General features: G+C 71.2%; 21 protein-coding genes. 17 read left to right on the plus strand and 4 right to left on the minus strand.

The window, feature by feature from the left end; all coding sequences use genetic code 11:
* Positions 1-25 precede the first annotated feature (25 nt).
* The 13 genes from AB0L56_RS08165 to AB0L56_RS08225 all read left to right on the plus strand — a co-directional run bounded on the left by AB0L56_RS08165 (position 26) and on the right by AB0L56_RS08225 (position 13,190).
* Positions 26-979 (plus strand): WYL domain-containing protein, encoded by a 954-nt coding sequence (locus tag AB0L56_RS08165; protein ID WP_365420269.1) that lies wholly within the window; start codon positions 26-28, stop codon positions 977-979.
* Positions 980-996: 17 nt separating this feature from the next.
* Positions 997-2,028: a WYL domain-containing protein gene (locus AB0L56_RS08170; protein ID WP_365420272.1), complete on the plus strand. Its 1,032-nt coding sequence runs from the start codon at positions 997-999 to the stop codon at positions 2,026-2,028.
* Positions 2,021-2,314 (plus strand): hypothetical protein, encoded by a 294-nt coding sequence (locus tag AB0L56_RS08175; RefSeq protein WP_365420275.1) that lies wholly within the window; start codon positions 2,021-2,023, stop codon positions 2,312-2,314. Before AB0L56_RS08170 ends, AB0L56_RS08175 begins: the two co-directional genes overlap by 8 nt.
* A gap of 9 nt (positions 2,315-2,323) precedes the next feature.
* Positions 2,324-2,518: a hypothetical protein gene (locus tag AB0L56_RS08180; RefSeq protein WP_365420277.1), complete on the plus strand. Its 195-nt coding sequence runs from the start codon at positions 2,324-2,326 to the stop codon at positions 2,516-2,518.
* 643 nt (positions 2,519-3,161) lie between these two features.
* Positions 3,162-3,443, plus strand: coding sequence for a Sec-independent protein translocase subunit TatA (gene tatA, locus AB0L56_RS08185; RefSeq protein ID WP_361034411.1), 282 nt, complete (start codon positions 3,162-3,164; stop codon positions 3,441-3,443).
* A gap of 92 nt (positions 3,444-3,535) precedes the next feature.
* Entirely contained in the window at positions 3,536-4,405 is an 870-nt protein-coding gene (gene tatC, locus AB0L56_RS08190; RefSeq protein WP_365420280.1) for a twin-arginine translocase subunit TatC, read from the plus strand.
* Between the two features lie 31 nt (positions 4,406-4,436).
* Positions 4,437-5,327 carry a diacylglycerol kinase gene (locus tag AB0L56_RS08195; protein ID WP_365420283.1) on the plus strand — a complete coding sequence of 297 codons (891 nt, stop codon included), beginning with the start codon at positions 4,437-4,439 and terminating at the stop codon, positions 5,325-5,327.
* A 40-nt stretch (positions 5,328-5,367) separates the two neighbouring features.
* Positions 5,368-8,226, plus strand: coding sequence for a DEAD/DEAH box helicase (locus tag AB0L56_RS08200; protein WP_365420286.1), 2,859 nt, complete (start codon positions 5,368-5,370; stop codon positions 8,224-8,226).
* Between the two features lie 387 nt (positions 8,227-8,613).
* Positions 8,614-10,221, plus strand: coding sequence for an ATP-binding protein (locus AB0L56_RS08205; protein WP_365420289.1), 1,608 nt, complete (start codon positions 8,614-8,616; stop codon positions 10,219-10,221).
* Complete coding sequence (locus tag AB0L56_RS08210; RefSeq protein WP_361034396.1) at positions 10,218-10,625, plus strand: roadblock/LC7 domain-containing protein; 408 nt, start codon at positions 10,218-10,220, stop codon at positions 10,623-10,625. Before AB0L56_RS08205 ends, AB0L56_RS08210 begins: the two co-directional genes overlap by 4 nt.
* Positions 10,622-11,032, plus strand: coding sequence for a DUF742 domain-containing protein (locus tag AB0L56_RS08215; protein WP_361034393.1), 411 nt, complete (start codon positions 10,622-10,624; stop codon positions 11,030-11,032). The genes AB0L56_RS08210 and AB0L56_RS08215 overlap by 4 nt, the downstream gene beginning before the upstream one ends.
* On the plus strand, positions 11,013-11,633 hold the full coding sequence (locus AB0L56_RS08220; protein WP_361034390.1) for an ATP/GTP-binding protein: 621 nt from the start codon (positions 11,013-11,015) through the stop codon (positions 11,631-11,633). The genes AB0L56_RS08215 and AB0L56_RS08220 overlap by 20 nt, the downstream gene beginning before the upstream one ends.
* A gap of 54 nt (positions 11,634-11,687) precedes the next feature.
* Positions 11,688-13,190: a cytochrome P450 gene (locus AB0L56_RS08225; RefSeq protein ID WP_365420293.1), complete on the plus strand. Its 1,503-nt coding sequence runs from the start codon at positions 11,688-11,690 to the stop codon at positions 13,188-13,190.
* On the opposite strand, the gene AB0L56_RS08230 is transcribed toward AB0L56_RS08225, so the two are convergent.
* The 4 genes from AB0L56_RS08230 to AB0L56_RS08245 form a co-directional block, all read right to left on the minus strand.
* Positions 13,184-14,134: an RluA family pseudouridine synthase gene (locus tag AB0L56_RS08230; protein WP_361034384.1), complete on the minus strand. Its 951-nt coding sequence runs from the start codon at positions 14,132-14,134 to the stop codon at positions 13,184-13,186. The genes AB0L56_RS08225 and AB0L56_RS08230 overlap by 7 nt on opposite strands.
* Before the next feature lie 22 nt (positions 14,135-14,156).
* On the minus strand, positions 14,157-14,423 hold the full coding sequence (locus AB0L56_RS08235; protein WP_365420296.1) for a hypothetical protein: 267 nt from the start codon (positions 14,421-14,423) through the stop codon (positions 14,157-14,159).
* 638 nt (positions 14,424-15,061) lie between these two features.
* Positions 15,062-15,907, minus strand: a complete 846-nt coding sequence (locus AB0L56_RS08240; protein WP_365420299.1) for a siderophore-interacting protein — start codon at positions 15,905-15,907, stop codon at positions 15,062-15,064.
* 59 nt (positions 15,908-15,966) lie between these two features.
* Complete coding sequence (locus AB0L56_RS08245; protein ID WP_365420677.1) at positions 15,967-16,896, minus strand: 5'-3' exonuclease; 930 nt, start codon at positions 16,894-16,896, stop codon at positions 15,967-15,969.
* Positions 16,897-17,075: 179 nt separating this feature from the next.
* Between AB0L56_RS08245 and AB0L56_RS08250 the strand changes: the two genes are divergently transcribed.
* From AB0L56_RS08250 to AB0L56_RS08265, 4 genes are all read left to right on the plus strand, one after another.
* A complete protein-coding gene (locus AB0L56_RS08250; protein WP_365420302.1) occupies positions 17,076-18,167 on the plus strand; it encodes a glycine betaine/L-proline ABC transporter ATP-binding protein in 1,092 nt (363 codons plus the stop codon).
* On the plus strand, positions 18,160-20,778 hold the full coding sequence (locus tag AB0L56_RS08255; protein ID WP_365420305.1) for an ABC transporter permease/substrate binding protein: 2,619 nt from the start codon (positions 18,160-18,162) through the stop codon (positions 20,776-20,778). Before AB0L56_RS08250 ends, AB0L56_RS08255 begins: the two co-directional genes overlap by 8 nt.
* Before the next feature lie 402 nt (positions 20,779-21,180).
* Entirely contained in the window at positions 21,181-21,750 is a 570-nt protein-coding gene (locus tag AB0L56_RS08260) for an XRE family transcriptional regulator (protein ID WP_361034368.1), read from the plus strand.
* Positions 21,747-22,481: a helical backbone metal receptor gene (locus tag AB0L56_RS08265; protein WP_365420308.1), complete on the plus strand. Its 735-nt coding sequence runs from the start codon at positions 21,747-21,749 to the stop codon at positions 22,479-22,481. The genes AB0L56_RS08260 and AB0L56_RS08265 overlap by 4 nt, the downstream gene beginning before the upstream one ends.
* Positions 22,482-22,486: the final 5 nt, after the last annotated feature.

The following is a 22,486-nucleotide window of genomic DNA, read 5'->3' on the forward strand; positions in this document are numbered from 1 at the left end:
CACCATAGGGAGGCGAAGCGCGTCGATGGCGATTGCCAAGGCCGAGCGGCTGATGAATCTGGCGCTGTGTCTGCTCGGCACCCGCCGGCCGCTCAGCAAGCGAGAGCTGCGGGAGTCCATCGAGGCCTATCTGGAAGCCGGGTCCGACGACTCCTTCAACCGCATGTTCGAGCGCGACAAGGACGACCTGCGCGAACTCGGACTCGTCATCGAGACCGTCGAGAACCTCGACGGGGAGACCGGCTATCTCGCCCGCCGCGACAGCAACCGGCTGCCGCCCATCACCCTCGACGCCGAGGAGGCCGCCGCCCTCGGGCTCGCCGCCAAGGTATGGCAGCAGGCCCGGCTCGCCGGAGCCGCCAGCGGCGCCCTGCAGAAGCTGCGCGCCGCGGGCCTCCCGGAGGACGTCGACCCGTATGGCGCCCACGGAGCGCTGGAACCGCGCATCCCCGTGCACGAGGCGGCGTTCGAGCCGCTGATGCTGGCCTGCCGTGACCGCCGGGCGGTCGTCTTCGACTACCGCAAGGCCAACGCCGCCCACCCCGAGCAGCGCCACGTCGAACCGTGGGCGCTGGAGTGCTGGCGCGGCCACTGGTACCTGGCCGGCTGGGACCGCGACCGGGGCGCCGAGCGGGTCTTCCGGCTCTCCCGGATCACCGGCAAGGTCCGCTCGCGCAGCGGCCGGTTCACCGTCCCGGTCCCCGACGTCGTCACCGTGCGGGAGACCGTCGCGAGCTGGGCCGGGGAGACCGCCGACCGCTCGGCGCGCATCCGGCTGCGCTCCGACGCCGGCTACCCCCTTCGGGCGAAGGCCACCTCGGTGCGGGAACTGGGTGACGGCTGGGACGAGTTGGAGATTCCGTACGGTCACGGCCTGGATGCCTGGCTGGTGGAGTTCGGGCCCGATGTGGTGGTCCTGGAGCCCGCCGAACTGCGGGCCGACGTGGTGGACCGGCTGCGCGCCGTGGCCAAGGGCTGAGGGGGAGCGGACAAGACGTGGCAGGCAAACCGGTCAGGCCCGTGAACGCCATCGACCAGACCCGGCGGATGCTCTCCCTGGTGACGTATCTGCGGGAGCGCCCCGGCGCCCGGGTCGAGGACGTGGCGCGCGCCTTCGGCATCACCGAAGACGAGCTGGTCTCCGACCTCGATGTGCTGCCCATGTGCGGCACCAGCTTCCGCGGCGGTGATCTGCTGGACATCGACACCGACGGCGAGCGCATCTGGTGGCACAACCCGGCGGCCCTCGGCGCGGAGGCCGCCGAGCCGCTGCGGCTGGCCGCCGACGAGGCCACCGCCCTGCTCGTCGCCGCCCGCGCCGTGGCGACGCTCCCCGGACTGCGCGAGAGCGACCGGCAGGCGCTGCTGCGCGCCACCGCCAAGGTGGAGACCGCGGCCGGTGAGGCGGCGGGCGCCAGCTCCCGCCTCTCGGTGACCTTCGAGTCCGAGGGCGGCGTCTTCGCGGACGTCGACCGCGCCATCGCCGAGCGCCGCAGACTGTGGATCCGCTACTACTCGCCCGCGCGCGACGAGGTCACCGAGCGGGAGATCGACCCGATCCGCCTGGTCAGCGTCGGTCACACCTATGTCGAGGCATGGTGCCGGCGCTCCGAGGCGCGCCGCACCTTCCGGCTCGACCGGGTCGCCGAGATCCGGATCCTCGACGAGCCGTCCGCGCCGCCCGAGGTCGAGCTGCGGGACCTGTCGGAAGGGCTGGTGCAGCCCGCCGCCGAGGATCCGGAGGTGGTGGTCGAGGTCGCGCCGGGCGGGCGCTGGGTCGCCGAGTACTACCCGCACGACAGCGCGGATGAGCTTCCGGACGGCGGACTGCGTATCACTCTGCGCACCCCCGATCCCGCCTCGCTCAGACGGCTGGCCCTGCGGCTCGGCCGCGACGGCCGCATCGTCGAGCCGCCTGAGCTGGCCGACAGCGCCCGTCAGGTGGCCCGCGTGGCGCTGGCGGCGTACGACGGGCTCGACGGGATCGAGGAGGCCGGGACGACAGGCAGGAGCGAGGGCCTTGAGTGAGTCGGCGAACCCCGGAGCGCGGGGTATCACGGCGGCGTCCGCGTTCGCCGGGATGAGGAGTGTCGCCCCGGTGATGTTCCGGGCGGGGTGTCCGGACTGCCGGGAGCGGTTCGAGCTCGCCGCGAGCGCGTTGCGGCTGGCCATCGGGGCGAGCAGCCGGACGACGTTCTACTCCTTCACCTGCCCCCGGTGCGGGGCTGCCGTCCGCAAGCCGGCGGGGGAGCGGATCGTGGAGTTGCTGACCGGTGGCGGGGTCCGGACGCTGCGGCTGCACTCGACGGTCTAGGCTCGCCTCATGTTCTGGCCGATGTTCGCGGTTGCTGTGGGGTTCCTGGGGCTTGTGGTGCTCGGGGTGCTTGCCGTTCGGGTCTTCGTCGAGGCGGAGCGGCTGGGGAGGCAGGTCACGGAGTCGGCTCGCCGGATTGGGCGGGCGGCGGAGGAGTTGGAGCGGGCGGCTGGTGGGGCGGTGCGGTCCGCGGAAGCGCTCTGAGCGGCTTCCGCGGTTTTGCGGTGTGACCGGTGCCGGTGTGCGATCGGTGCCGGGTGCCGGGTGTCTGGGCTGTTGCAGGTGACCGGGGTTTGCGGGTGACCGGGTTGGTGTGGGCCGGGGGTGGTTTGCGCAGCCCGGCGCCGACGGGGTGCCGTCGCGCCCGCCCGTGCCGCCCCAGCGGCACGACTGCCCGCGGATCGCGCGCAACGGGGTGCCGTCGCGCCCGCCCGTGCTGCCCCAGCGGCACGACTGCCCGCGGATCGCGCGCAACGGGGTGCCGTCGCGCCCGCCCGTGCCGCCCCAGCGGCACGAACGACTGCCCGCGGATCGCGCGCAACGGGGTGCCGTCGCGCCCGCCCGTGCCGCCCCAGCGGCACGAACGACTGCCCGCGGATCGCGGTAGCGGCGTAGTGGTGACCGTGGGTGGTGGGTAGGGCGTGGGGTGTTTTGGGGTGGGGGTGGCAGGTACGCTGCTGGTCGCGGTTCGGGGAGCGAGGCACGGGCCGTAGAGGGGAGTACGCGCGGGGATTGCCTGGCGTTTGCCCCTGAGGGTTACGATCGCTGTCAGCACCGTCGTTCGGACTCCTGTCCGACCGGTCGGACAGCCACCCACCCACCCGCCTCGGTGAGAAGGTAAAGACTTATGGGACGGCTCGGACCTACCGAGATCATTCTGATCCTCGTCGTCATCATCCTGCTGTTCGGTGCGAAGAAGCTTCCGGACATGGCGCGCTCGCTCGGCAAGTCCGCGCGCATCCTCAAGAGCGAGGCCAAGGCGATGAAGGACGACAACAAGTCCACCGCCCCCGCCGACCCGCCGGCCACCGGCGAGCAGCCCCCGGCGCAGCGCACCATCCAGGCGGCCCCCGGCGACGTGACCAGCTCCCGCCCGGTCACGGAGCCGACGGACACGACCAAGCGCTGACGCAGGGCCGGTGACCACCGGCCCGCCGCACGAGATGGGAACGTGGGTTGCTCAAGTCTGCCCGCAATCAGGAGAGGGATCCCGAGGGGCGGATGCCCCTCGTGGAGCACCTGCGTGAGCTGCGCAACCGGCTCGCCAAGGCCGTCCTCGCGATCGTCATCGTGTCGATCGCGGCCGCGTTCTACAGCGAGCAGCTCATGCAGTTCCTCGCCGAGCCGGTGCCGAAGTGCGAGGACCTGGCGAACAGTGACGGCGGCAACTGCGCCATCGTCTCGTTCAACACACTGACCTCGCCGTTCACCACCACGATCAAGGTGAGCCTCATGGCCGGCCTGATCGTCTCCAGCCCGGTCTGGCTCTACCAGCTCTGGGCCTTCGTCGCCCCCGGGCTGCACCAGCACGAGAAGAAGTACACCTACGTCTTCGTCTCGGCGGCGGTTCCCCTGTTCGTCGGCGGCGCCTACCTGTCGTACGTCATCCTCCCGGTCAGCATCAAGGTGCTGCTCAGCCTGACGCCCGGGGGATCGGCCAACATCCTCTCGCTCGACGAGGTCCTCGACTTCACCATCAGGATGGTGCTGGTCTTCGGTCTGGCCTTCGAGCTCCCGCTGCTGCTCATCATGCTGAACATGGTCGGCATCGTCTCCGGCCGCCGCATGGCCGGCTGGTGGCGCGGGGTCGTGATGGGCGTCTTCGTCTTCGGCGCGGTCGCCACGCCCACCACCGACCCGGTGGGGATGATCGCGCTCTCCGGACCCATCGTCGTCCTCTACTTCGTCGCCGTGGCGTTCTCGCTGCTCAACGACAGACGGCGCGCCCGCAGGGAGTCCGCGGGCCCCGCCGACGACGAGGCCTCCGAGCTGGATCTCACCCCCGAGCCCGTCGAACCCGCGGAACCCGTGGCCGCCCTCCCCGAGCAGGTCACGAAGGACCGGGTCAACGGTTATGACGACGTGACCTGAGGACCGCCTCTCAGCTCATAGGGTCACTCCCGTGACCAGCGAGATCACCCTCTTCGTCAACCCCACCGCGGGCCGCGGCCGGGGCGCCCGCGCGGCGCTGCCGGCCGCCGCCGCGCTGCGGGACGCCGGCTTCTCGGTGCGGACCGTCCTCGGCGACGACCCCGAGGACGCCCTGGCCCGGGCGCGCGCCGCCATCGAGGACGGCACCGGCGCCCTGATCGCCGTCGGGGGTGACGGCATGGTGAACCTCGCCCTGCAGGCCGTCGTCGGCACCGGCACCCCGTTCGGGCTGGTCGCCGCCGGGACCGGCAACGACTTCGCCCGCGCGCTGGGCATGCCCCTGCGGGAGCCGGCCGCCGCCGGGCGGATGATCGCCGACGCCCTCAAGTCCGGCCGCGTCCGCGACATCGACCTCGGCCGCATCGGGGAGCGCTGGTTCGGCGCCGTGCTCGCCTCGGGCTTCGACTCCCGGGTCAACGACCGCGGCAACCGGATGCGGATGCCCCTCGGCCGCTTCAAGTACGACCTCGCGGTGGTCGCCGAGCTGGCCGCCTTCCGGCCCCTGCCGTACCGCATCACCCTCGACGGCGGCGAGGTCCGCGAGGTCGAGGCGACGCTGGTGGCCGTCGGGAACGGGCCGTCGTACGGCGGCGGCATGCGAATATGCCCCGGGGCGGATCTCACCGACGGGTTGTTCGACATCACGGTGGTGGGGGAGTGCAGCCGGGCCACGCTGCTGCGGGTCTTCCCCCGGGTGTACCGGGGCACGCACATCGACCATCCCGCGATCACCGTGCTGCGTGCGGCGACCGTGGAGCTGGCCGCCGAACAGGTCACCGGGTATGCGGACGGGGAACCGGTGGGACCGCTGCCGCTCACCGCGCGGTGCGTGCCGGGCGCCCTGCGGGTGGTGGGCCCCTGAACGGGGCTGCCACCGCCGCTCACCGGGACCGTTCCCGATAATGATCGTTCTGTTGTGGGCGAGGCCGGGTACGCTCGAAAGTACGATGACAGAGGATTTCTCACCGGCCGAGCGGTACGCGGCAGCACGCAGGCGCGCTGCCGAGCAGGCCACCGCGCTCGCCTCCTTCCGCGAGATGTACGACTTCGGCCTGGACCCCTTCCAGATCGAGGCCTGCCAGGCGCTCGAGGCGGGGAAGGGCGTGCTGGTCGCCGCGCCGACCGGCTCCGGCAAGACGATCGTCGGCGAGTTCGCCGTCCACCTCGCCCTCCAGCAGGGCAAGAAGTGCTTCTACACGACACCCATCAAGGCCCTGTCGAACCAGAAGTACGCCGACCTGTGCCGCCGCTACGGCGCGGAGAAGGTGGGCCTGCTCACCGGTGACAACAGCGTCAACCCCGACGCCCCGGTGGTCGTGATGACCACCGAGGTGCTGCGGAACATGCTCTACGCCGGGTCGCAGACCCTCCTGGGCCTCGGTTACGTGGTGATGGACGAGGTGCACTACCTCTCCGACCGCTTCCGCGGCGCCGTCTGGGAGGAAGTGATCATCCACCTCCCCGAGTCCGTGACCCTGGTCTCCCTGTCGGCGACGGTGTCGAACGCCGAGGAGTTCGGCGACTGGCTGGACACCGTCCGCGGTGACACCCAGGTGATCGTCTCCGAGCACCGGCCCGTGCCGCTGTTCCAGCATGTGCTCGCCGGCCGGCGCATGTACGACCTGTTCGAGGAGGCCGAGGGCGGGAAGCGGGCCGTCAACCCCGACCTGACCCGCCTGGCCCGCATGGAGGCCAGCCGCCCGTCCTACCCCGACCGCCGGCGCGGGCGGAACAATATGCGGGAGGCCGACCGGGAGCGGGAGCGCCGGCAGCGCTCGCGGGTGTGGACACCGAGCCGGCCGGAGGTCATCGAACGGCTCGACGCCGAGGGTCTGCTGCCCGCCATCACCTTCATCTTCAGCCGCGCCGGTTGCGAGGCCGCCGTCCAGCAGTGCCTGTACGCGGGCCTGAGACTCAACGACGAGGAGGAGCGGGCCCAGGTCCGCGCCCTGGTCGAGGAGCGCACCTCCTCCATCCCGGCCGAGGACCTCCACGTCCTGGGCTACTACGAGTGGCTGGAGGGCCTGGAGCGCGGCATCGCGGCCCATCACGCGGGCATGCTGCCGACCTTCAAGGAGGTCGTGGAGGAGCTGTTCGTACGCGGTCTGGTGAAGGCCGTGTTCGCGACCGAGACGCTCGCGCTCGGCATCAACATGCCCGCCCGCTCGGTGGTGCTGGAGAAGCTCGTCAAGTGGAACGGCGAGCAGCACGCCGACATCACCCCCGGCGAGTACACCCAGCTGACCGGCCGGGCCGGCCGGCGCGGCATCGACGTGGAGGGCCACGCCGTCGTGCTGTGGCAGCGCGGCATGAACCCCGAGTACCTGGCGGGGCTGGCCGGCACGCGCACATATCCGCTGCGTTCCAGCTTCAAGCCGTCGTACAACATGGCGGTCAACCTGGTCGGGCAGTTCGGCCGGCACCGTTCGCGGGAACTGCTGGAGACGTCCTTCGCGCAGTTCCAGGCGGACAAGTCGGTCGTGGGCATCTCCCGTCAGGTACAGCGCAACGAGGAGGGTCTCGAGGGCTACAAGGCCTCCATGACCTGCCACCTCGGCGACTTCGAGGAGTACGCGCGGCTGCGCCGCGAGCTGAAGGAACGGGAGAACGAGCTGGCCCGGCAGGGCGCGGCGCAGCGGCGGGCCGAGGCCGCCGTCGCGCTGGAGAAGCTCAAGCCCGGCGACGTCATCCACGTACCCACCGGCAAGTACGCGGGGCTGGCGCTGGTGCTCGACCCGGGGCTGCCCGCGGGCCGTTCCAACGGGCACCGCGGCGTCGAGTACCACGACGGTCCGCGCCCGCTGGTGCTCACCGCGGAGCGGCAGGTCAAGCGGCTGGCGTCGATCGACTTCCCGGTGCCGGTGGAGGCGCTGGAGCGGATGCGGATCCCGAAGTCCTTCAACCCGCGCTCCCCGCAGTCGCGCCGGGACCTCGCCTCCGCGCTGCGCACCAAGGCCGGGCACATCACGGTGGACCGGCACCGCAAGAAGCGTTCCCAGGCGGCCGACGACCGTGAGATCGCGCGGTTGCGCAAGGCGCTGCGGGCGCACCCCTGTCACGGCTGCCAGGACCGCGAGGACCACGCGCGCTGGGCCGAGCGCTACTTCCGGCTGAAGCGCGACACCGCGCAGCTGGAGCGCCGGATCGAGGGCCGGACGAACACCATCGCGCGCACCTTCGACCGGATCGTGGCGTTGCTGACCGAGATGGACTACCTGCGCGGTGACGAGGTCACCGAGCACGGTAAGCGGCTGGCCCGGCTGTACGGCGAACTCGACCTGCTGGCCAGCGAATGCCTGCGCGAGGACGTCTGGGAGGGGCTCGCTCCCGCCGAACTCGCCGCGTGCGTCTCGGCGTTGGTGTTCGAGGCCCGGGTCTCCGACGACGCGATGGTGCCCAAGCTGCCCTCGGGCAAGGCGAAGGCGGCGCTCGGCGAGATGGTCCACATCTGGGGCCGGCTGGACGCCCTGGAGGAGGACTTCGGGATCAGCCAGACGGAAGGTGTGGGGCAGCGCGAGCCCGACCTCGGCTTCGCCTGGGCCGCCTACATGTGGGCCTCGGGCAAGGGCCTGGACGAGGTGCTGCGCGAGGTGGAGATGCCCGCCGGCGACTTCGTGCGCTGGTGCAAGCAGGTCATCGACGTGCTCGGCCAGATCGCGGCGGCGGCACCGTCCACGGAGGGCTCGACGGTCGCCAGGAGCGCCCGGAAGGCGGTCGACGGACTGCTGCGCGGCGTGGTCGCCTACTCCTCCGTGAGCTGACCCCCCGCCCCCGACACCACGCGACAGCCCGGTGCGCTCCCCGCGCGCCGGGCTTTTGCGTCCCGTGCGCCCTCGCCGGCCGCATCACCGGCCGTCCTCGTGGGCAGGATCGGGTTGCCGCAGGGCCCTCCCTCACCCATGACGGTGAGTGATTCTCGTACGCCCGTGCCCCGTGACGTGCTGTGTTCGAACAGCGGCGCACCGTGCAAATGACCCCGAGCGTACTCCTGCCCCAGGGGCCGTTTCCGGCACTTGCTGAATATGACATGGCGATGATCCCGTCGGACTAAGCTCGCCCGCAGCGCACCGAGTTGAGCTGAATTCGTGCGCTTGTTCCCCTATGTGCACGTTCCCCGACCATCAGTCGATTCGCTTCAGAGGGCTCACATGGCGAGTGTCCAACTTCCTTACGCACGCGTGCTGTTGCTGCCGGCCATAGTGATGGCCGCGGCGACCGGAGTCGCCGTCGCCCTGGTGACGGAGCCCGCCCGGACCGCCGTCGCTGTGTGCGGCGCCGTCGCCACCCTGCTGGTGACCGCCGCCGCAGCCGAGGCGGCGCGCCGCGGCCGCACGCTGAGGGAGGCCCGAGCCGCATACGACCGTCACCGTGCGTATCTCGAGGCCCGGATCGCCTCCCACGACACGGAGACGCAGTACTTCAGCCAGCAGGTCATGCCGGCGGCCCTCGACCACCTGCACAGCGGCAACGACCCCGACGAGGTGATCCGCGCCCTGCCCACGCTCAACCCGTCCTGGCGCGACCTGCCGAAGTACCAGATCCAGCTGCTCAGGACGACACTGAAGATCATCGACGACGAGGAGAACCTGCGCGACTCCTCCCAGCGCTCCTTCGTCAGCATCGCCCGCCGCGTCCAGGCGATCGTCCACCAGCAGGCCAACGAACTCCGCGAGATGGAGGAGGACCATGGCCGCAACCCCGAGGTCTTCGACGACCTGCTGCGCATCGACCACGGCACCGCGCTGATCGGCCGCCTCGCCGACACCATCTCCGTGCTCGGCGGCGGCCGGCCCGGACGCCAGTGGCCCATGCCCGTCGCGCTCTACAGCGTGCTGCGCGGCGCCATGTCCCGCATCCTCGAGTACCGCCGCATCGACCTGAAGTCGATCGCCAAGATCAACATCAAGGGCATCTACGTCGAGCCGGTCATTCACGCCGCCGCCGAACTCCTCGACAACGCCACCCGCTACTCGCCGCCGACCTCCAAGGTGAGCGTCACCGCCACCGCGGTGCAGACCGGCGTCGCCATCGAGATCGAGGACGCCGGAGTCAGCCTCGACGAACAGGCCCGCGCCCGGATCGAGGGCATCCTCGAACAGGCCCAGCGAGGCGTCGACCTCCAGGAGATCGGGGCCAACCCGCGCCTCGGCCTCGCCGTCGTCGGCCGGCTGTGCACCGCGTTCGACATGAAGGTCTCGCTGCGCGCCTCCGCCTACGGCGGCGTCCGCGCCGTCCTCGTCGTACCGAGCGAGATGATCACCGACGAGCCCGGTGTGGGCCTCGCCCACGGCATCGGGGCGACGGCCGTGCCCCGCCCGGTCGACGCCCTCCCCGGCCCGGAGCGCACACCCAAGAAGCGCCGCCCCACCAGCCCCCGCATCCCCGCCACGGTCTCCATGGAGGACGACGTCCCCGAGGTCACCGAGTGGACCGCGGGCGGTCTGCCGCAGCGCCGCAGCCGGGTGAAGACCCCCCTGGCCCAGCGGTACGCCGAGCAGGCCGCCGCCGAGCGGGCCGAGCGGGAGGCCAAGGAGCGCGGCGAGGAGTACCACGACATCTGGGCCACGCCCGAGCCCGAGAAGAAGCAGAACGACCGCGAACCCGGCCTGTGGGTCGACGCCTTCTGGGAGGGCCTGAAGAAGGACCTCGACCCGGGCGTCCACCCCACCGACTTCACCCGGAATCCGACCGCCTACCTGCATCTCATCAACGAACCGGCCCGCACCGAGGCCGAGGACGAGGGGGACCTCAAGTGATCCAGCAACGAGCCAACTTCGACTGGATGCTCAAGGAGCTCGCCGACGGCGTACCCGGCGTCGAGATGATCGTGGTGCTCTCCGCCGACGGTCTGCGCATCGCCCGCTACGGCGGCGAGCCGGACGCCGCCGACCGGGTCGCCGCCGCCTGCGCGGGCGTACAGAGCCTCGCCGGGGCCGTCGCCCAGGAACTCCCGCACAGCGACGGCGAGATGAAGATGGTGCTCATCGAGATCAACCAGGGCTACTTCTACCTGATGGCGGCCGGCGCCAACGCCTATCTCGCGGTGCTCTCGGACATGACCTGCGAACCCGGCCGCATGGGCGGCATGATGCGCGACCTCGTCGTCCGCATCGGCGCCCATCTGACCAGTCCGCCGCGACGGAACGGGCAGACCGTATGACTCCTCCGCAACGCCAGAGGCGCACCCCCCAGGGCGGACCCCCTCCGCAGCCGGCCGAACCCGCCGGCAAGCAGGGCCAGGGCGGCAACCCCGAGCGGCTGTACGTCGTCGCCGGACCGGACGGCCAGCGGGCGGACATCGACCTCGTGACGCTGATCGTGGCCCGCTCCCCGGACCCCCCGCCCTCCGCCACCCCCGAGCAGGCGGCGCTGCTCCGGCTCTGCGCCGCCCCCCTGTCCGTGGCCGAACTGTCGGCCTACCTTAGCCTGCCGTTCAGCGTGGTGACCGTGTTGCTCACCGAGATGCTGACGGCGGAACTGGTCCAGGCGCGCCTACCCATCGTCCGCAAGGCGCTCCCCGACCGTTCCCTTCTCGAAGCGGTGATGCATGGACTTCAAAGGCTCTGAGACCATCCCGGGACCCCGGGCCGAGGATCAGTTGCCGCACACGGCACAGGCCGCGGTCAAGATCGTCATCGTCGGCGGTTTCGGCGTCGGCAAGACGACCATGGTCGGCTCGGTCAGCGAGATCAAACCGCTGACCACCGAGGAGACCATGACCCAGGCCGGCATCGGGGTCGACGACAACTTCGGTTCCGCGTCCAAGACGGCCACCACCGTCGCCATGGACTTCGGCCGCATCAAGATCACCGACCAGCTGGTGCTGTACCTCTTCGGCACACCCGGCCAGGAGCGCTTCTGGTTCCTCTGGAACGGGCTGTTCGAGGGGGCGCTCGGCGCCGTCGTACTCGTCGACACCCGGCGCCTGGAGGTCAGCTTCGACGTCATGGGCCGGCTCGAGGAACGCGGCGTGCCGTTCGTCGTCGCGGTCAACTCCTTCCCCGACGCCCCGCGTTACCCCGTCGCCGACCTGCGGGCCGCCCTCGATCTGTCCGAGCAGATCCCCATCATGGAGTGCGATGTGCGGCGCCGTGCCTCCAGCCGCGACGTCCTGATGACCCTGACGCGGTTTCTGCACTCCCTCGCCATGACGGGCTCGCTCACCTGATTCCCGGGATCCGTCCCCTCCCCAGACCCCTGCTTCCCCTTCCGGAGCGCCACTGTGACGCCTGAATCCCACTCCCTGACGGGAGACTCCCCGACCGGCACGGACGGCCCCCGGCCCGGGCCGCCCCCCGGCTGTCCCGCGCACGGCCTGGGCCCCGGCGGGCGCGCCCGGCTGCACGAGTCGGAGGACCTGCGCAAGCTGTATGAGGAACTGCGCGCCGAACACGGCCCGGTGGCGCCCGTACTGATCCACGACGACGTACCGATGTGGGTGGTCCTCGGCCACGCCGAGAGCCAGCAGCTGGTCCGCACCCCCGCGCACTACTGCAAGGACAGCCGCATCTGGTCCGCGCTCGCCGAGGGCCTGGTCAAGCCCGACCACCCGCTGATGCCGCACATCGCCTGGCAGCCGATGTGCGCGCACGCCGAGGGCGACGAGCACCTGCGGCTGCGCGGCGCCATCGACGCCGCCGTCGCGGCCACCGACTTCCGCAGCCTGCGCCGGCACGTCAACCGCAGCGTGCAGCGGGTCGTCAACCGGTTCTGCGAGGCCGGCGAGGCCGATCTGGTCGGCCAGTACGCCGAGCATCTGCCGATGGCCGTGATGTGCCAGGTGCTCGGCATGCCTGACGAGTACAACGACCGCATCGTGCAGGCCGCCCGCGACATGCTCCGGGGCACCGAGACCGCCATCGCCAGCAACGCGTACATCATGGGGGCGCTGCAACGCCTCACCGCCCGCCGCCGTGTCGAGCCGATGGACGACTTCGCGGGCCATCTCATCGCCCACCCGGCCGGGCTGACCGACGAGGAGGTCAGCCAGCACCTCAGGGTGGTGCTGATCGCCGCCTACGAGGCCACCGCCAACCTCCTGGCCAACGTGCTGCGCCAGGTGCTGGTCGACCCGCGCTTCCGTTCCCAGCTCAACGGCGGCCAGATGACCGTGCCCCAGGCGGTGGAGCAACTGCTGTGGGACGAACCGCCGTTCAGCACCATCTTCGCCTACTTCGCCAAGCAGGACACGGAGCTGGGCGGCCAACGCATCCGCAAGGGCGACGCGCTGCTGCTCGCGCCCGCCCCGGCCAACGTCGACCCACGCGTGCGCCCCGACCCGACCGCCGACATGATGGGCAACCGCTCCCACCTCGCCTTCGGCGGCGGCCCGCACGAGTGCCCCGGTCAGGACATCGGCCGCACCATCGCCGAGGTCGGCGTGGACGCCCTGCTGATGCGGCTGCCCGACGTGGAGCTCAGCGTCGACGAGGAGGAACTGACCTTCACCGAGTCCATCGCCTCGCGGCATCTCGTTGAGCTGCCCGTCCACTTCACGCCCCGGCCGCAGCAGGACGTGAAGAAGCGGCCCACCTACGAGAAGGACGCGCCCGTGCAGCAGGACTGGCACATCGGCGCGGCCCCGCCGCAGCGGACGGCCGAACCGGCGCCGCAGCCCCCGCACATGGAACCCCCCGTGCCGCTGCCGCCGCCCCCCACGGTGCCGGAACCGGCCCCGCCACGGAACGCGTGGCAGCGCTTCCTGCGCTGGTGGCGCGGCTACTGACCGGCCGCCCATGCCTCGTACGACGTCCAGGCGGCGAGCACCCGGCCGCTGGTGAACCGGTGCTCCTCTCCCGTCACCGGGTCGGTGAACTCCAGTGCCCGTGCCAGCAGTTGCAGCGGGCGCCGGAAGTCTCCGGCCGGGACGGGGCCGGTCACCTCGGGGTACAGAGGATCGCCGAGGATCGGCACACCGAGGGCGTTCATATGAACCCGCAGCTGATGGGTCTGCCCGGTGCCCGGCACCAGCCGGTACCGTGCGAGGCCGTCCGCGCGGGCCTCGGCGATCTCGACCCGGGTCACGGCGTTCGGCTCGCCCTCGACCTCCTGGGCGGTCAGCGACCCGCGCTCCTTCACGATCCGGCTCCGTACCGTCCGGGGCAGCTCCAGCGCAGGGTCGTGGGGCGCGACCGCCTCGTACTCCTTGTGCACCAGACGGTCGCGGAACAGCGTCTGGTAGGCGCCCCGCTCCTCGGGCCGCACCGTGAACAGCACCAGGCCCGCGGTGAGCCGGTCGAGGCGGTGTGCGGCGCCCAGCCGCGGGATGCCGAGCTCACGGCGGAGCCGGGCGAGCGCGGTCTGGGCGACGTGGCTGCCGCGGGGGGTGGTCGCCAGGAAGTGGGGCTTGTCGACGACGACGATGTGCTCGTCCCGGTGGACGACCTCCATCGGGAACGGCACGGGTACCTCGGCGGGCAGCTCCCGGTGGAACCACAGGAACATCCCGGGTGCGTACGGTGTGTCCGCCGCCACCGGCTGCCCGTCCGCCCCGACGATCAGCCCCCCGGCGAACATCCCGTCCACGACGCCGGCCGCCGCGGACAGCCGCTGTACCAGGTGCTCCCGCACCGTCGCCCACTGCTTACCGGCGGGCAGCCGCAGCCGCACGGGATCCACACCGTCGCGCTGCGGCAGCGGAGAGGGCGGAATCGGCCGTCTGCGTCTCACATGGAGCAAGCGTACGGGGCGCTCAGTCCTGGTCCGCCGCCCGTCTGATCTCCGTCTCGATCTCGTGGAGGGGTCTGCCCTCGGCCCGGGCGTACTCGGCGACGGCGACGCGGAAGTCACGGGCGAGGTCGCTCCAGGCGCGCTGAGCGGTCTCCCAGGTGGCGGTCTGGTGCCCGCTCCACGTGGTCCGGGTGGATGGGTCGTAGGTCTCCCGCAGCTGCTGGACGCGTGCGTGTGCCTCGTCCGCGGCGCGCTGCTTGGCGACGAGCTCGTCGAAGGTGTATGCCACGCGGCCGGATCCTGGGGCAGGGCGGAGCCTTGGGCGGGCTCGCCACGCCGTTGCCTCCCGGCCGGTCAGCAAGGGTTCACCCGACCGGCCCGCGTGGGGTGTGGGCCGGGGGTGGGTTGCGCACCCCGGTGCGTGCGGGGGCTTGACCGGGGGTGGGTTGTGCAACCCGGCGCCTGAACGCTGGCCGCGTGGGTTCGGCCGGGGGCGTCTGCACAGCCCGGCGCCTGAGAACTGCCCCACGTGGGTGCTGGCCAGGGGGTATCTGCGCAGCCCGGCGCATGCGGGGTGCCGTCGCGCCCACCCGTGCCGCCCCAGCGGCACGACTGCCCGCGGATGGCGGCAGCGGCTGCCTGCGGATGGCGGCGGCTGCCTGCGGATGGCGGCGGCGGCTGCCTGCGGATGGCGGCGGCGGGTCGCGGTGGGCGCGGGGTAGTCGCCGACGGCGGGGAGGGGGTGGGGCGGGGGTGTTCGCCCGCAGTGGCTGGCGCGTCCGCGTCCTCAGCTCCATCAGCAGGCACAGTCGCGCCAGTCCGAGGACGGACATCCCCGACCCGGCCCCGCACCACCCACCCACCGTGGGCGCTACGCGCACCCCACCCCACCGGTAGCCGCGCCGCAGGCATCCCGCCCACCCGGATTCATGCGGAGGCGGCGGTGTTTTCTTGTTCGGCTTCCATGCGGGAGTTCCACTCGCGCTTGGAGGCCTGCCAGCCGTCCTCGTTGTGGCCGAGGCGCCAGTAGCCGGAGATCGACAGGTTCTCGCGCGGGATGCCGCGCTCCACCCGGAGCAGTCGGCGCAGCTCCTTCACGAAGTGCGCCTCGCCATGGACGAACGCGTGCACCCGGCCCTCGGGGAAGTCCAGCCCCCGCACAGCCTCCACCAGGGCCTCGCCCACGGGCCGGCCCCCGCGGTGCAGCCAGCGCACCTCCACGTCGGAGTCGATCTTCTGCTCCTCCTCGGGCCCGGAAACCTCCACGAAGGCGAACGCCCGGGCACCATCGGGCAGCGCCTCCAGCGAACGCGCTATCGCGGGCAGCGCGCTCTCGTCACCGGCCAGCAGATGCCAGTCGGCACTCGGGTCCGGCGCGTACGCGCCGCCGGGACCCAGGAAGCGGACGACCTCACCCGGGCGTACGTTGGCCGCCCAGGGCCCGGCCAGCCCCTCGTCACCATGCACCACGAAGTCCAGCGTCAGCTCACGGTGCTCGGCATCCCAGTGGCGCACGGTGTACGTCCGCGTCACCGGCCAGTGCTCGCGCGGGAACTCCTCACGGATGCGCTGGAGATCGAAGGGCTCCGGGTAGGCCACTCCCGCGGCCGGGAACAGCAGCTTGACGTAGTGATCGGTGCAGGTGTCCGCCACGACGCCGGCCAGGCCCTCGCCCCCGAGCACCACGCGCTGCATACGCGGGCTCAGCCGCTCGGTGCGGACGACCTCGGCGGTATGCAGCGTGCGCGCGGCACGTCCCGGTCGCTCTGCCATGAGGTGCCTCCCAGCCGGATGAGTTAGGTAAACCTAAGTTAGCACCCCGCCCCTGCGGCTCACACCGAAAGCGTCCTGAGCAGACGCTGCAGCGAGCCGCCCAGCCCCCAGCGGGCGCCCAGGGCATCGACCGCACCCGGATTGCGCGGCGCCCGCGGCAGTGCCGTGTCGACGTCCGGCAGCGGCACGTCGCCGGCGACCCGGACGACCTTGGGAGCGACCGCGAGGTACGGGCGCGCCAGATCCAGACGCTTGCGCTGCGTCGGCGTGAGCTTGGCCCGCCGGTCGTCCACGGCCGCCAGGATCCCGGCCAGGTCGCCGAACTCGGCCAGCAGCTTGGCCGCCGTCTTCTCCCCGACGCCGGGCACGCCCGGCAGCCCGTCGCTCGGGTCACCGCGCAGCAGCGCCAGATCCGCGTACCCCTTGCCGTCCACGCCATACTTCTCGCGCAGGACGGCCTCGTCGGTGACCTGGAGTGTGCCGACGCCCTTCAGTGGATACAGCACGCGCACCCCGCGCGCGTCGTCCACCAGCTGGTAGAGGTCGCGGTCACCGGTGACGATGTCCACCGGCCCGGTGGCCCGGGCGGTGAACGTGCCGATCACGTCGTCCGCCTCGTACCCGGCGACACCCACGCGCGCGATGCCGACCGCGTCGAGCACCGTTTCGATGACCGGTACCTGCGGCGACAGCGTGTCGGGCACCTCCTCCTCGTCCGGTCCCTCCGTCCGCTCCTCGGCGACCCGGTGCGCCTTGTAGGAGGGGATGAGATCGACCCGCCACTGGGGGCGCCAGTCGGCGTCCATGCAGGCCACGAGGTGGTCCGGCCGGTGGTCCTTCACCAGCCGGTCGATGAAGTCGAGGAGCCCGCGCACGGCGTTCACCGGTGTGCCGTCCGGGGCCCGGACGGATTCCGGGACGCCGAAGTAGGCACGGAAGTACAGGGAGGCGGTGTCAAGCAGCATCAGTCGTCCGGTCACGCCCCGCATCATGCCGCACGGTACTGACAACGCGACTCCTGTGACGCAGCTCACAAACGCGTTTGCCCCGGGTAAAACCGGGGAGGCGCGGCTCGGAGCGACGCCGGTTACGGATTCAACTGTTGTAGACGCATAAGCCGCCCGCCGCGCGTCGCTCCTGTCCTTTGCCGTCGAGACAAGAGGTACGCGTGTCATCAAGGCTTGAGGCCGAGCATCTGTTCAAGGTGTTCGGCAGACGACCGGACCAGGCGGTCGAACGACTGCGCCAGCAGAGAGCAGACCGGGAGGAATTGCGTGCCGACGGCGTCACCGCCGCCGTCATCGACGCGTCGTTCACCGTGGAGCCGGGCGAGATCTTCGTCGTCATGGGCCTGTCGGGCTCGGGCAAGTCGACGCTGCTGCGGATGCTGAACGGCCTGCTGGAGCCGACCGCAGGACACGTACGCTTCGACGGTGAGGACCTGACCGCGCTGCCCGACCGGGAACTGCGCCAGGTCCGCTCCCAGAAGATCAGCATGGTCTTCCAGCACTTCGCGCTCTTCCCGCACCGCAGCGTCCGGGACAACGCTGCCTACGGTCTTGAAGTGCAGGGCGTGCCCCGCGCCGAGCGCGAACGCCGCGCCGACGAGGCGCTCGCCCTGTGCGGCCTGGCCGGCTGGGAGAAGTCGTGGCCCGACGAGCTGTCGGGCGGTATGCAGCAGCGCGTGGGTCTGGCCCGCGCGCTCGCCACCGACGCCGATCTGCTGTTGATGGACGAGTCCTTCAGCGCGCTCGACCCGCTGATCCGCCGCGACATGCAGGACCAGCTGATCGAACTGCAGAAGAAGCTGAAGAAGACGATCGTCTTCATCACGCACGACCTCAACGAGGCCATGCGCCTGGGCGACCGCATCGCGGTGATGCGCGATGGCCGCATCGTGCAGATCGGCACCGCGCAGGACATCCTGATCCGGCCCGCCAACGACTACGTCGCCTCCTTCACCCAGGACGTCGACCGCTCCCGCGTGCTGACCGCCGGCGCGGTGATGGAGCGCGAGGTGCGCGGGGACGAGGCCGACTGCGGCTGCGAGACCGCGTCGCCCGACACATCGTTCACCGATCTGTGCGCGATCAGCGCCCGCGTACCGCACCCCGTCGCGGTGCTCGACAAGGAGGAGGCACTCGTCGGGGTCGTGCCCCGGCAGCGGCTCGTCGGCTTCCTCGGTGACGAGGAGTCCGACCCCGGCGTCTGCGACACCCGGCGGGACAAGGGCGGCGAGAAGGTGATGGCCCGTGCCTAGGATTCCGCTCGGCGACTGGGTCAACAGCACCGTCGACTGGCTGCTCGACAACGTCAGCTGGCTGTTCGACTTCTTCAAGGCCGTGTTCACCGGCGCCTACGACGGTGTCAACGCCGTACTCCAGGCCCCAGAACCGCTGATCCTCTGCGGCATCTTCGCGGTCATCGCCTTCTGGCTGCGCGGCACCTTCGCCGGTGTCCTCACCTTCGTCGGCTTCGCCTTCCTCGACTCCATGGAGTTGTGGGAGGACTCGATGGTGACGCTGGCGCTGGTCATCGTCGCCACCGTGATCGCGCTGGTCATATCGGTGCCGGTGGGCATCTGGGCGGCCCGCTCGGACCGGGTGAGCACCGTGGTCCGGCCGGTCCTGGACTTCATGCAGACGCTGCCCGCGATGATCTACCTCATCCCGGCGATCCTGTTCTTCGGGACCGGCTCCGCCCCGGGCATCGTCGCCACCCTGATCTTCGCGCTCGCCCCGGGCGTGCGCATGACCGAGCTCGGCATCCGCCAGGTCGACAAGGAACTCGTCGAGGCCGCCGAGGCGTTCGGCACCACCCCCCGCAACACCCTGCTGCGCGTCCAGCTCCCGCTGGCGCTGCCCACGGTGATGGCGGGCGTCAACCAGGTCATCATGCTGGGCCTGTCCATGGCCGCGATCGCGGGCATGGTCGGCACCGGCGGCCTGGGCGGCGCGGTCATCGAGGCCATCGGCCAGCTGAACATCGGCCTCGGCGCCGAGTCCGGCATCGCCATCGTCATCCTGGCGATCTACCTGGACCGCATGACCAGCGCCCTGGGCACCCATGTCTCCCCGCTCGGCCGGCGCGCAGCCGCCAAGGCACGCGCCACCCAGGGCCTGAAGATCTGGTCCTACCGGCCGCGTCCGCAGGTCGCCGTGATCGGCGTCGTCGTCCTCGCGCTGGTCGCGGGCGGCATGAGCCTGTTCGGCGGCGGCAGCGACGGGCAGAACACCGCCGCCGACGGCAAGAAGGTCGGCAACGGCAAGAAGATCAGCATCGGCTACATCCCGTGGGACGAGGGCGTCGCCTCCACCTTCCTGTGGAAGGAGATCCTGGAACAGCGCGGCTTCGAGGTCGAGGCCAAGCAGTTCGAGGCCGGACCGCTCTACACCGCGCTCGCGCAGGGCACCGTCGACTTCCAGACCGATGCCTGGCTGCCCACGACCCACGAGGCGTACTGGAAGAAGTACGGCAAGCAGCTCGACGACCTCGGCACCTGGTACGAGCGGACGTCGCTGGAGCTGACCGTCCCGGCGTACATGGAGGACATCGACTCCCTGGAGGACCTGAAGGGCAAGGCCGGCACGTTCGACGGGAAGATCACCGGCATCGAGTCCAGCGCCGGCATGATGGGCCTGCTCAAGGACAAGGTGCTCGGGGACTACGGCCTGGAGGACGAGTACGAGGTCGTCGACGGCTCCACGCCGGCGATGCTGGCCGAGCTCAAGCGCGCCTACAGCAAGAAGGAACCGGTCGTGGTCACGCTCTGGTCGCCGCACTGGGCGTACAGCGACTACGACCTGAAGAAGCTGAAGGACCCCAAGGGCTCCTGGGGCAAGGGCGACGGTGTGCACCTGGTGTCCCGCAAGGGCTTCGCCGGTGACAACCCGGTCGTCGGGAAGTGGCTGAAGGACTTCTCGATGACCGAGGAGCAGCTGACCGGGCTCGAGGCCGAGATCAACAAGGCCGGCCAGGGCAAGCAGCAGGAGGCCGTCCGCGCCTGGCTGAAGAACAACCCCGGCCTCGTCGACGAGCTGGCCCCGGTCGGGTCCGGTTCCGGCGACACCCCCGCCGAGGCGAAGCGGCCGCTGGACGTGGCCTGGTTCCCCTGGGACGAGGACATCGCCGTCACCTACCTGTGGAAGAACGTTCTGGAGCGGCGCGGCTACCGGCTGAACCTCAAGCAGATGGACGTCGGCCCGGTCTACACCGGCCTGGCGTCCGGGGACCTCGACCTCAACTTCGACGCCTGGCTGCCGTACGCGCAGAAGAACTACTGGGACAAGAGCAAGGACAGTCTCACCGACCTGGGCACCTGGTACGAGCCCACCTCGCTGGAGATCGCCGTCCCGTCGTACGTCAAGGATGTCAAGTCGCTCGAGGACCTCAAGGGCAAGGCCGACCTCTTCGACGGGCGGATCATCGGCATCGAGCCGGGCACCGGTGAGATGCAGCTTCTCAAGAACGAGGTCCTGCCGGGCTACGGCCTGGAGGACGAGTACGAGGTCGTCGACGGCTCCACGCCGGCGATGCTGGCCGAGCTCAAGCGCGCCCTCGCCAACAAGGAGCCGATCGCGGTCACCCTGTGGTCGCCGCACTGGGCCTACAGCGAGTACGAGCTGACCAAGCTGAAGGACCCCAAGAAGGCCTTCGGTGAGGGCAACACGATCCGCACCATCGCGAGCAAGAAGTTCCCCGGGCAGTACCCGCAGCTCACGAAGTGGATCAAGGGCTGGCACATGAGCGAGGACGAACTGGGCAGCCTGGAGGCGGAGATCAAGAACCGTGGCCAGGGCCACGAGGAGGAGGCCGTCGCCGCCTGGCTCGAGGAGCACCCGGACATGGTGGAGCGGATGACTCCGCAGTAGCCGCCGTACCGGCCGCCGCGTGGGGCGGGCCCGGACCTGCCCTCGCGGGCGGCCGGGCCCGCCCCACGCGCATGTCAGCAGCGTCCGAAGCCGAACAGGAACACGGTAGGAATCCGGACAACCACAGAGCGCAAACCCCTGCCCGGACCTCCCCGTGACCTTCCGCCGAGGAAGGGGAGACAATGGCGGAACACCCCTTTTAGCTTGCGCGGGGAATCGAGGGGCCCGCCAGGCGGTTGGCGTGAACTGTTAGGTCGGCACCGGCCGCGGGTGACGGCGACGTGGCAGGCGCCTGAAACGGTTTGCCGAACATGCGTAGGGTGCAGACAACTCATCAGGAGGAGTGCGCCGGCATCGGGGCGCACGGGGTGCGGGACGATCGGCGAGGAGGGAGCCGGAGCGATGGGCGACCATAAAGAACAGCCCCTGCGGGTGGGCGCGGCCGTGCGGCGCCGCCGCCGCGCGCTGGACCTCACCCTTGCCGTCGTGGCCGAGCGCAGCGGCCTGTCGGTCCCGTTCCTGAGCCAGATCGAGAACGAGCGTGCGCGTCCCAGCCAGAGCTCCCTGGAGAAGGTCGCCGACGCCTTGCGCACCACCGCCGTGGAACTCCTCGCCGCGGCCGACCCGGCGTGCAGCGTGGACGTCGTCCGCGCCGACGGCACCGAGCCGGGCGGGGAACCCCGGGTGCGCTCCCTGGTGCGCGGGCACCATCAGATGCACGCCTCCGAGTACACCGGCGACCATGACGCCGGGCGTGAACTGCAGTTCCGCAACGACCAGTTGATGTACGTGTCGGACGGCGCCGTGGAGATCGAGGCCGAGGGCCGCGCCTACCGCCTCGGCCGCGGCGACACCCTCTACCTGACCGGAGGCGTCCGGCACCGCTGGCGGGCCACGGTGCCCGAGACACGGCTGCTGGTCGTCGCCGTCGCCGAGCACATCGAGGCCCTGCGGGACCAGCCGCGCCGATGATCCGTCCCGCCCGGGTGGTCTCCCTCGTCCCGTCGCTGACGGAGGCCGTGGCCCGCTCCGCCCCCGGCTCCCTCGTCGGCGCCACCGACTGGTGCACGCATCCCGCCGGGCTGGACGTCGTACGTGTCGGCGGTACGAAGAATCCGAAGGTGGACCGGATCACCTCCCTCGCCCCCGATCTGGTGATCGCCAACGAGGAGGAGAACCGCGAGCCCGATCTCACCGCCCTGCGCGCGGCGGGCCTCGAGGTGCTGGTGACGGAGGTGCGGACGCTGCCGCAGGCCTTCGGGGAGCTGGCCCGGGTGCTGACGGCCTGCGGGGTGACGGCCCGGCCCCGGTGGCTGGACGAGGCCGAGGCCGCCTGGGCGGACCTGCCCCCGCCCCCGGACCGCCGGACGGCGGTCGTGCCCGTCTGGCGGCGCCCCTGGATGGTGCTGGGCCGGGACACCTTCGCCGGCGACCTGCTCACCCGGCTCGGCGTCCGGCAGGTGTACGCGGGCCATGCGGAGCGCTATCCGCGGGTACCGCTCGACGAGCTGCGCGCGGCGGAAGCGGACCTCGTCGTCCTGCCCGACGAGCCCTACCGCTTCACCGCCGACGACGGCCCGGAGGCCTTCCCCGGGCTGCCCTGCGCGCTGGTCAGCGGCCGGCATCTCACCTGGTACGGGCCCTCGCTGACGGAGGCGCCGACGGTGCTGGGCCGCGCCCTGCGCGACGCACGGCCGACATAAGCTGG

Source organism: Streptomyces sp. NPDC052079, assembly GCF_040680275.1.
Taxonomy (GTDB): domain Bacteria; phylum Actinomycetota; class Actinomycetes; order Streptomycetales; family Streptomycetaceae; genus Streptomyces.

Excerpts from the sequence above, each read along its gene's own strand:
- AB0L56_RS08205 (WP_365420289.1), top strand. The coding sequence starts at position 8,614 with ATGGCGAGTGTCCAACTTCCTTACGCACGCGTGCTGTTGCTGCCGGCC.
- AB0L56_RS08200 (WP_365420286.1), top strand. The coding sequence starts at position 5,368 with ATGATCGTTCTGTTGTGGGCGAGGCCGGGTACGCTCGAAAGTACGATG.
- AB0L56_RS08165 (WP_365420269.1), top strand. The coding sequence starts at position 26 with ATGGCGATTGCCAAGGCCGAGCGGCTGATGAATCTGGCGCTGTGTCTG.
- AB0L56_RS08260 (WP_361034368.1), top strand. The coding sequence starts at position 21,181 with ATGGGCGACCATAAAGAACAGCCCCTGCGGGTGGGCGCGGCCGTGCGG.
- AB0L56_RS08240 (WP_365420299.1), bottom strand. The coding sequence starts at position 15,907 with ATGGCAGAGCGACCGGGACGTGCCGCGCGCACGCTGCATACCGCCGAG.
- AB0L56_RS08220 (WP_361034390.1), top strand. The coding sequence starts at position 11,013 with ATGGACTTCAAAGGCTCTGAGACCATCCCGGGACCCCGGGCCGAGGAT.
- AB0L56_RS08180 (WP_365420277.1), top strand. The coding sequence starts at position 2,324 with ATGTTCTGGCCGATGTTCGCGGTTGCTGTGGGGTTCCTGGGGCTTGTG.
- tatA (WP_361034411.1), top strand. The coding sequence starts at position 3,162 with ATGGGACGGCTCGGACCTACCGAGATCATTCTGATCCTCGTCGTCATC.
- tatC (WP_365420280.1), top strand. The coding sequence starts at position 3,536 with ATGCCCCTCGTGGAGCACCTGCGTGAGCTGCGCAACCGGCTCGCCAAG.
- AB0L56_RS08265 (WP_365420308.1), top strand. The coding sequence starts at position 21,747 with ATGATCCGTCCCGCCCGGGTGGTCTCCCTCGTCCCGTCGCTGACGGAG.
- AB0L56_RS08245 (WP_365420677.1), bottom strand. The coding sequence starts at position 16,896 with ATGCGGGGCGTGACCGGACGACTGATGCTGCTTGACACCGCCTCCCTG.
- AB0L56_RS08215 (WP_361034393.1), top strand. The coding sequence starts at position 10,622 with ATGACTCCTCCGCAACGCCAGAGGCGCACCCCCCAGGGCGGACCCCCT.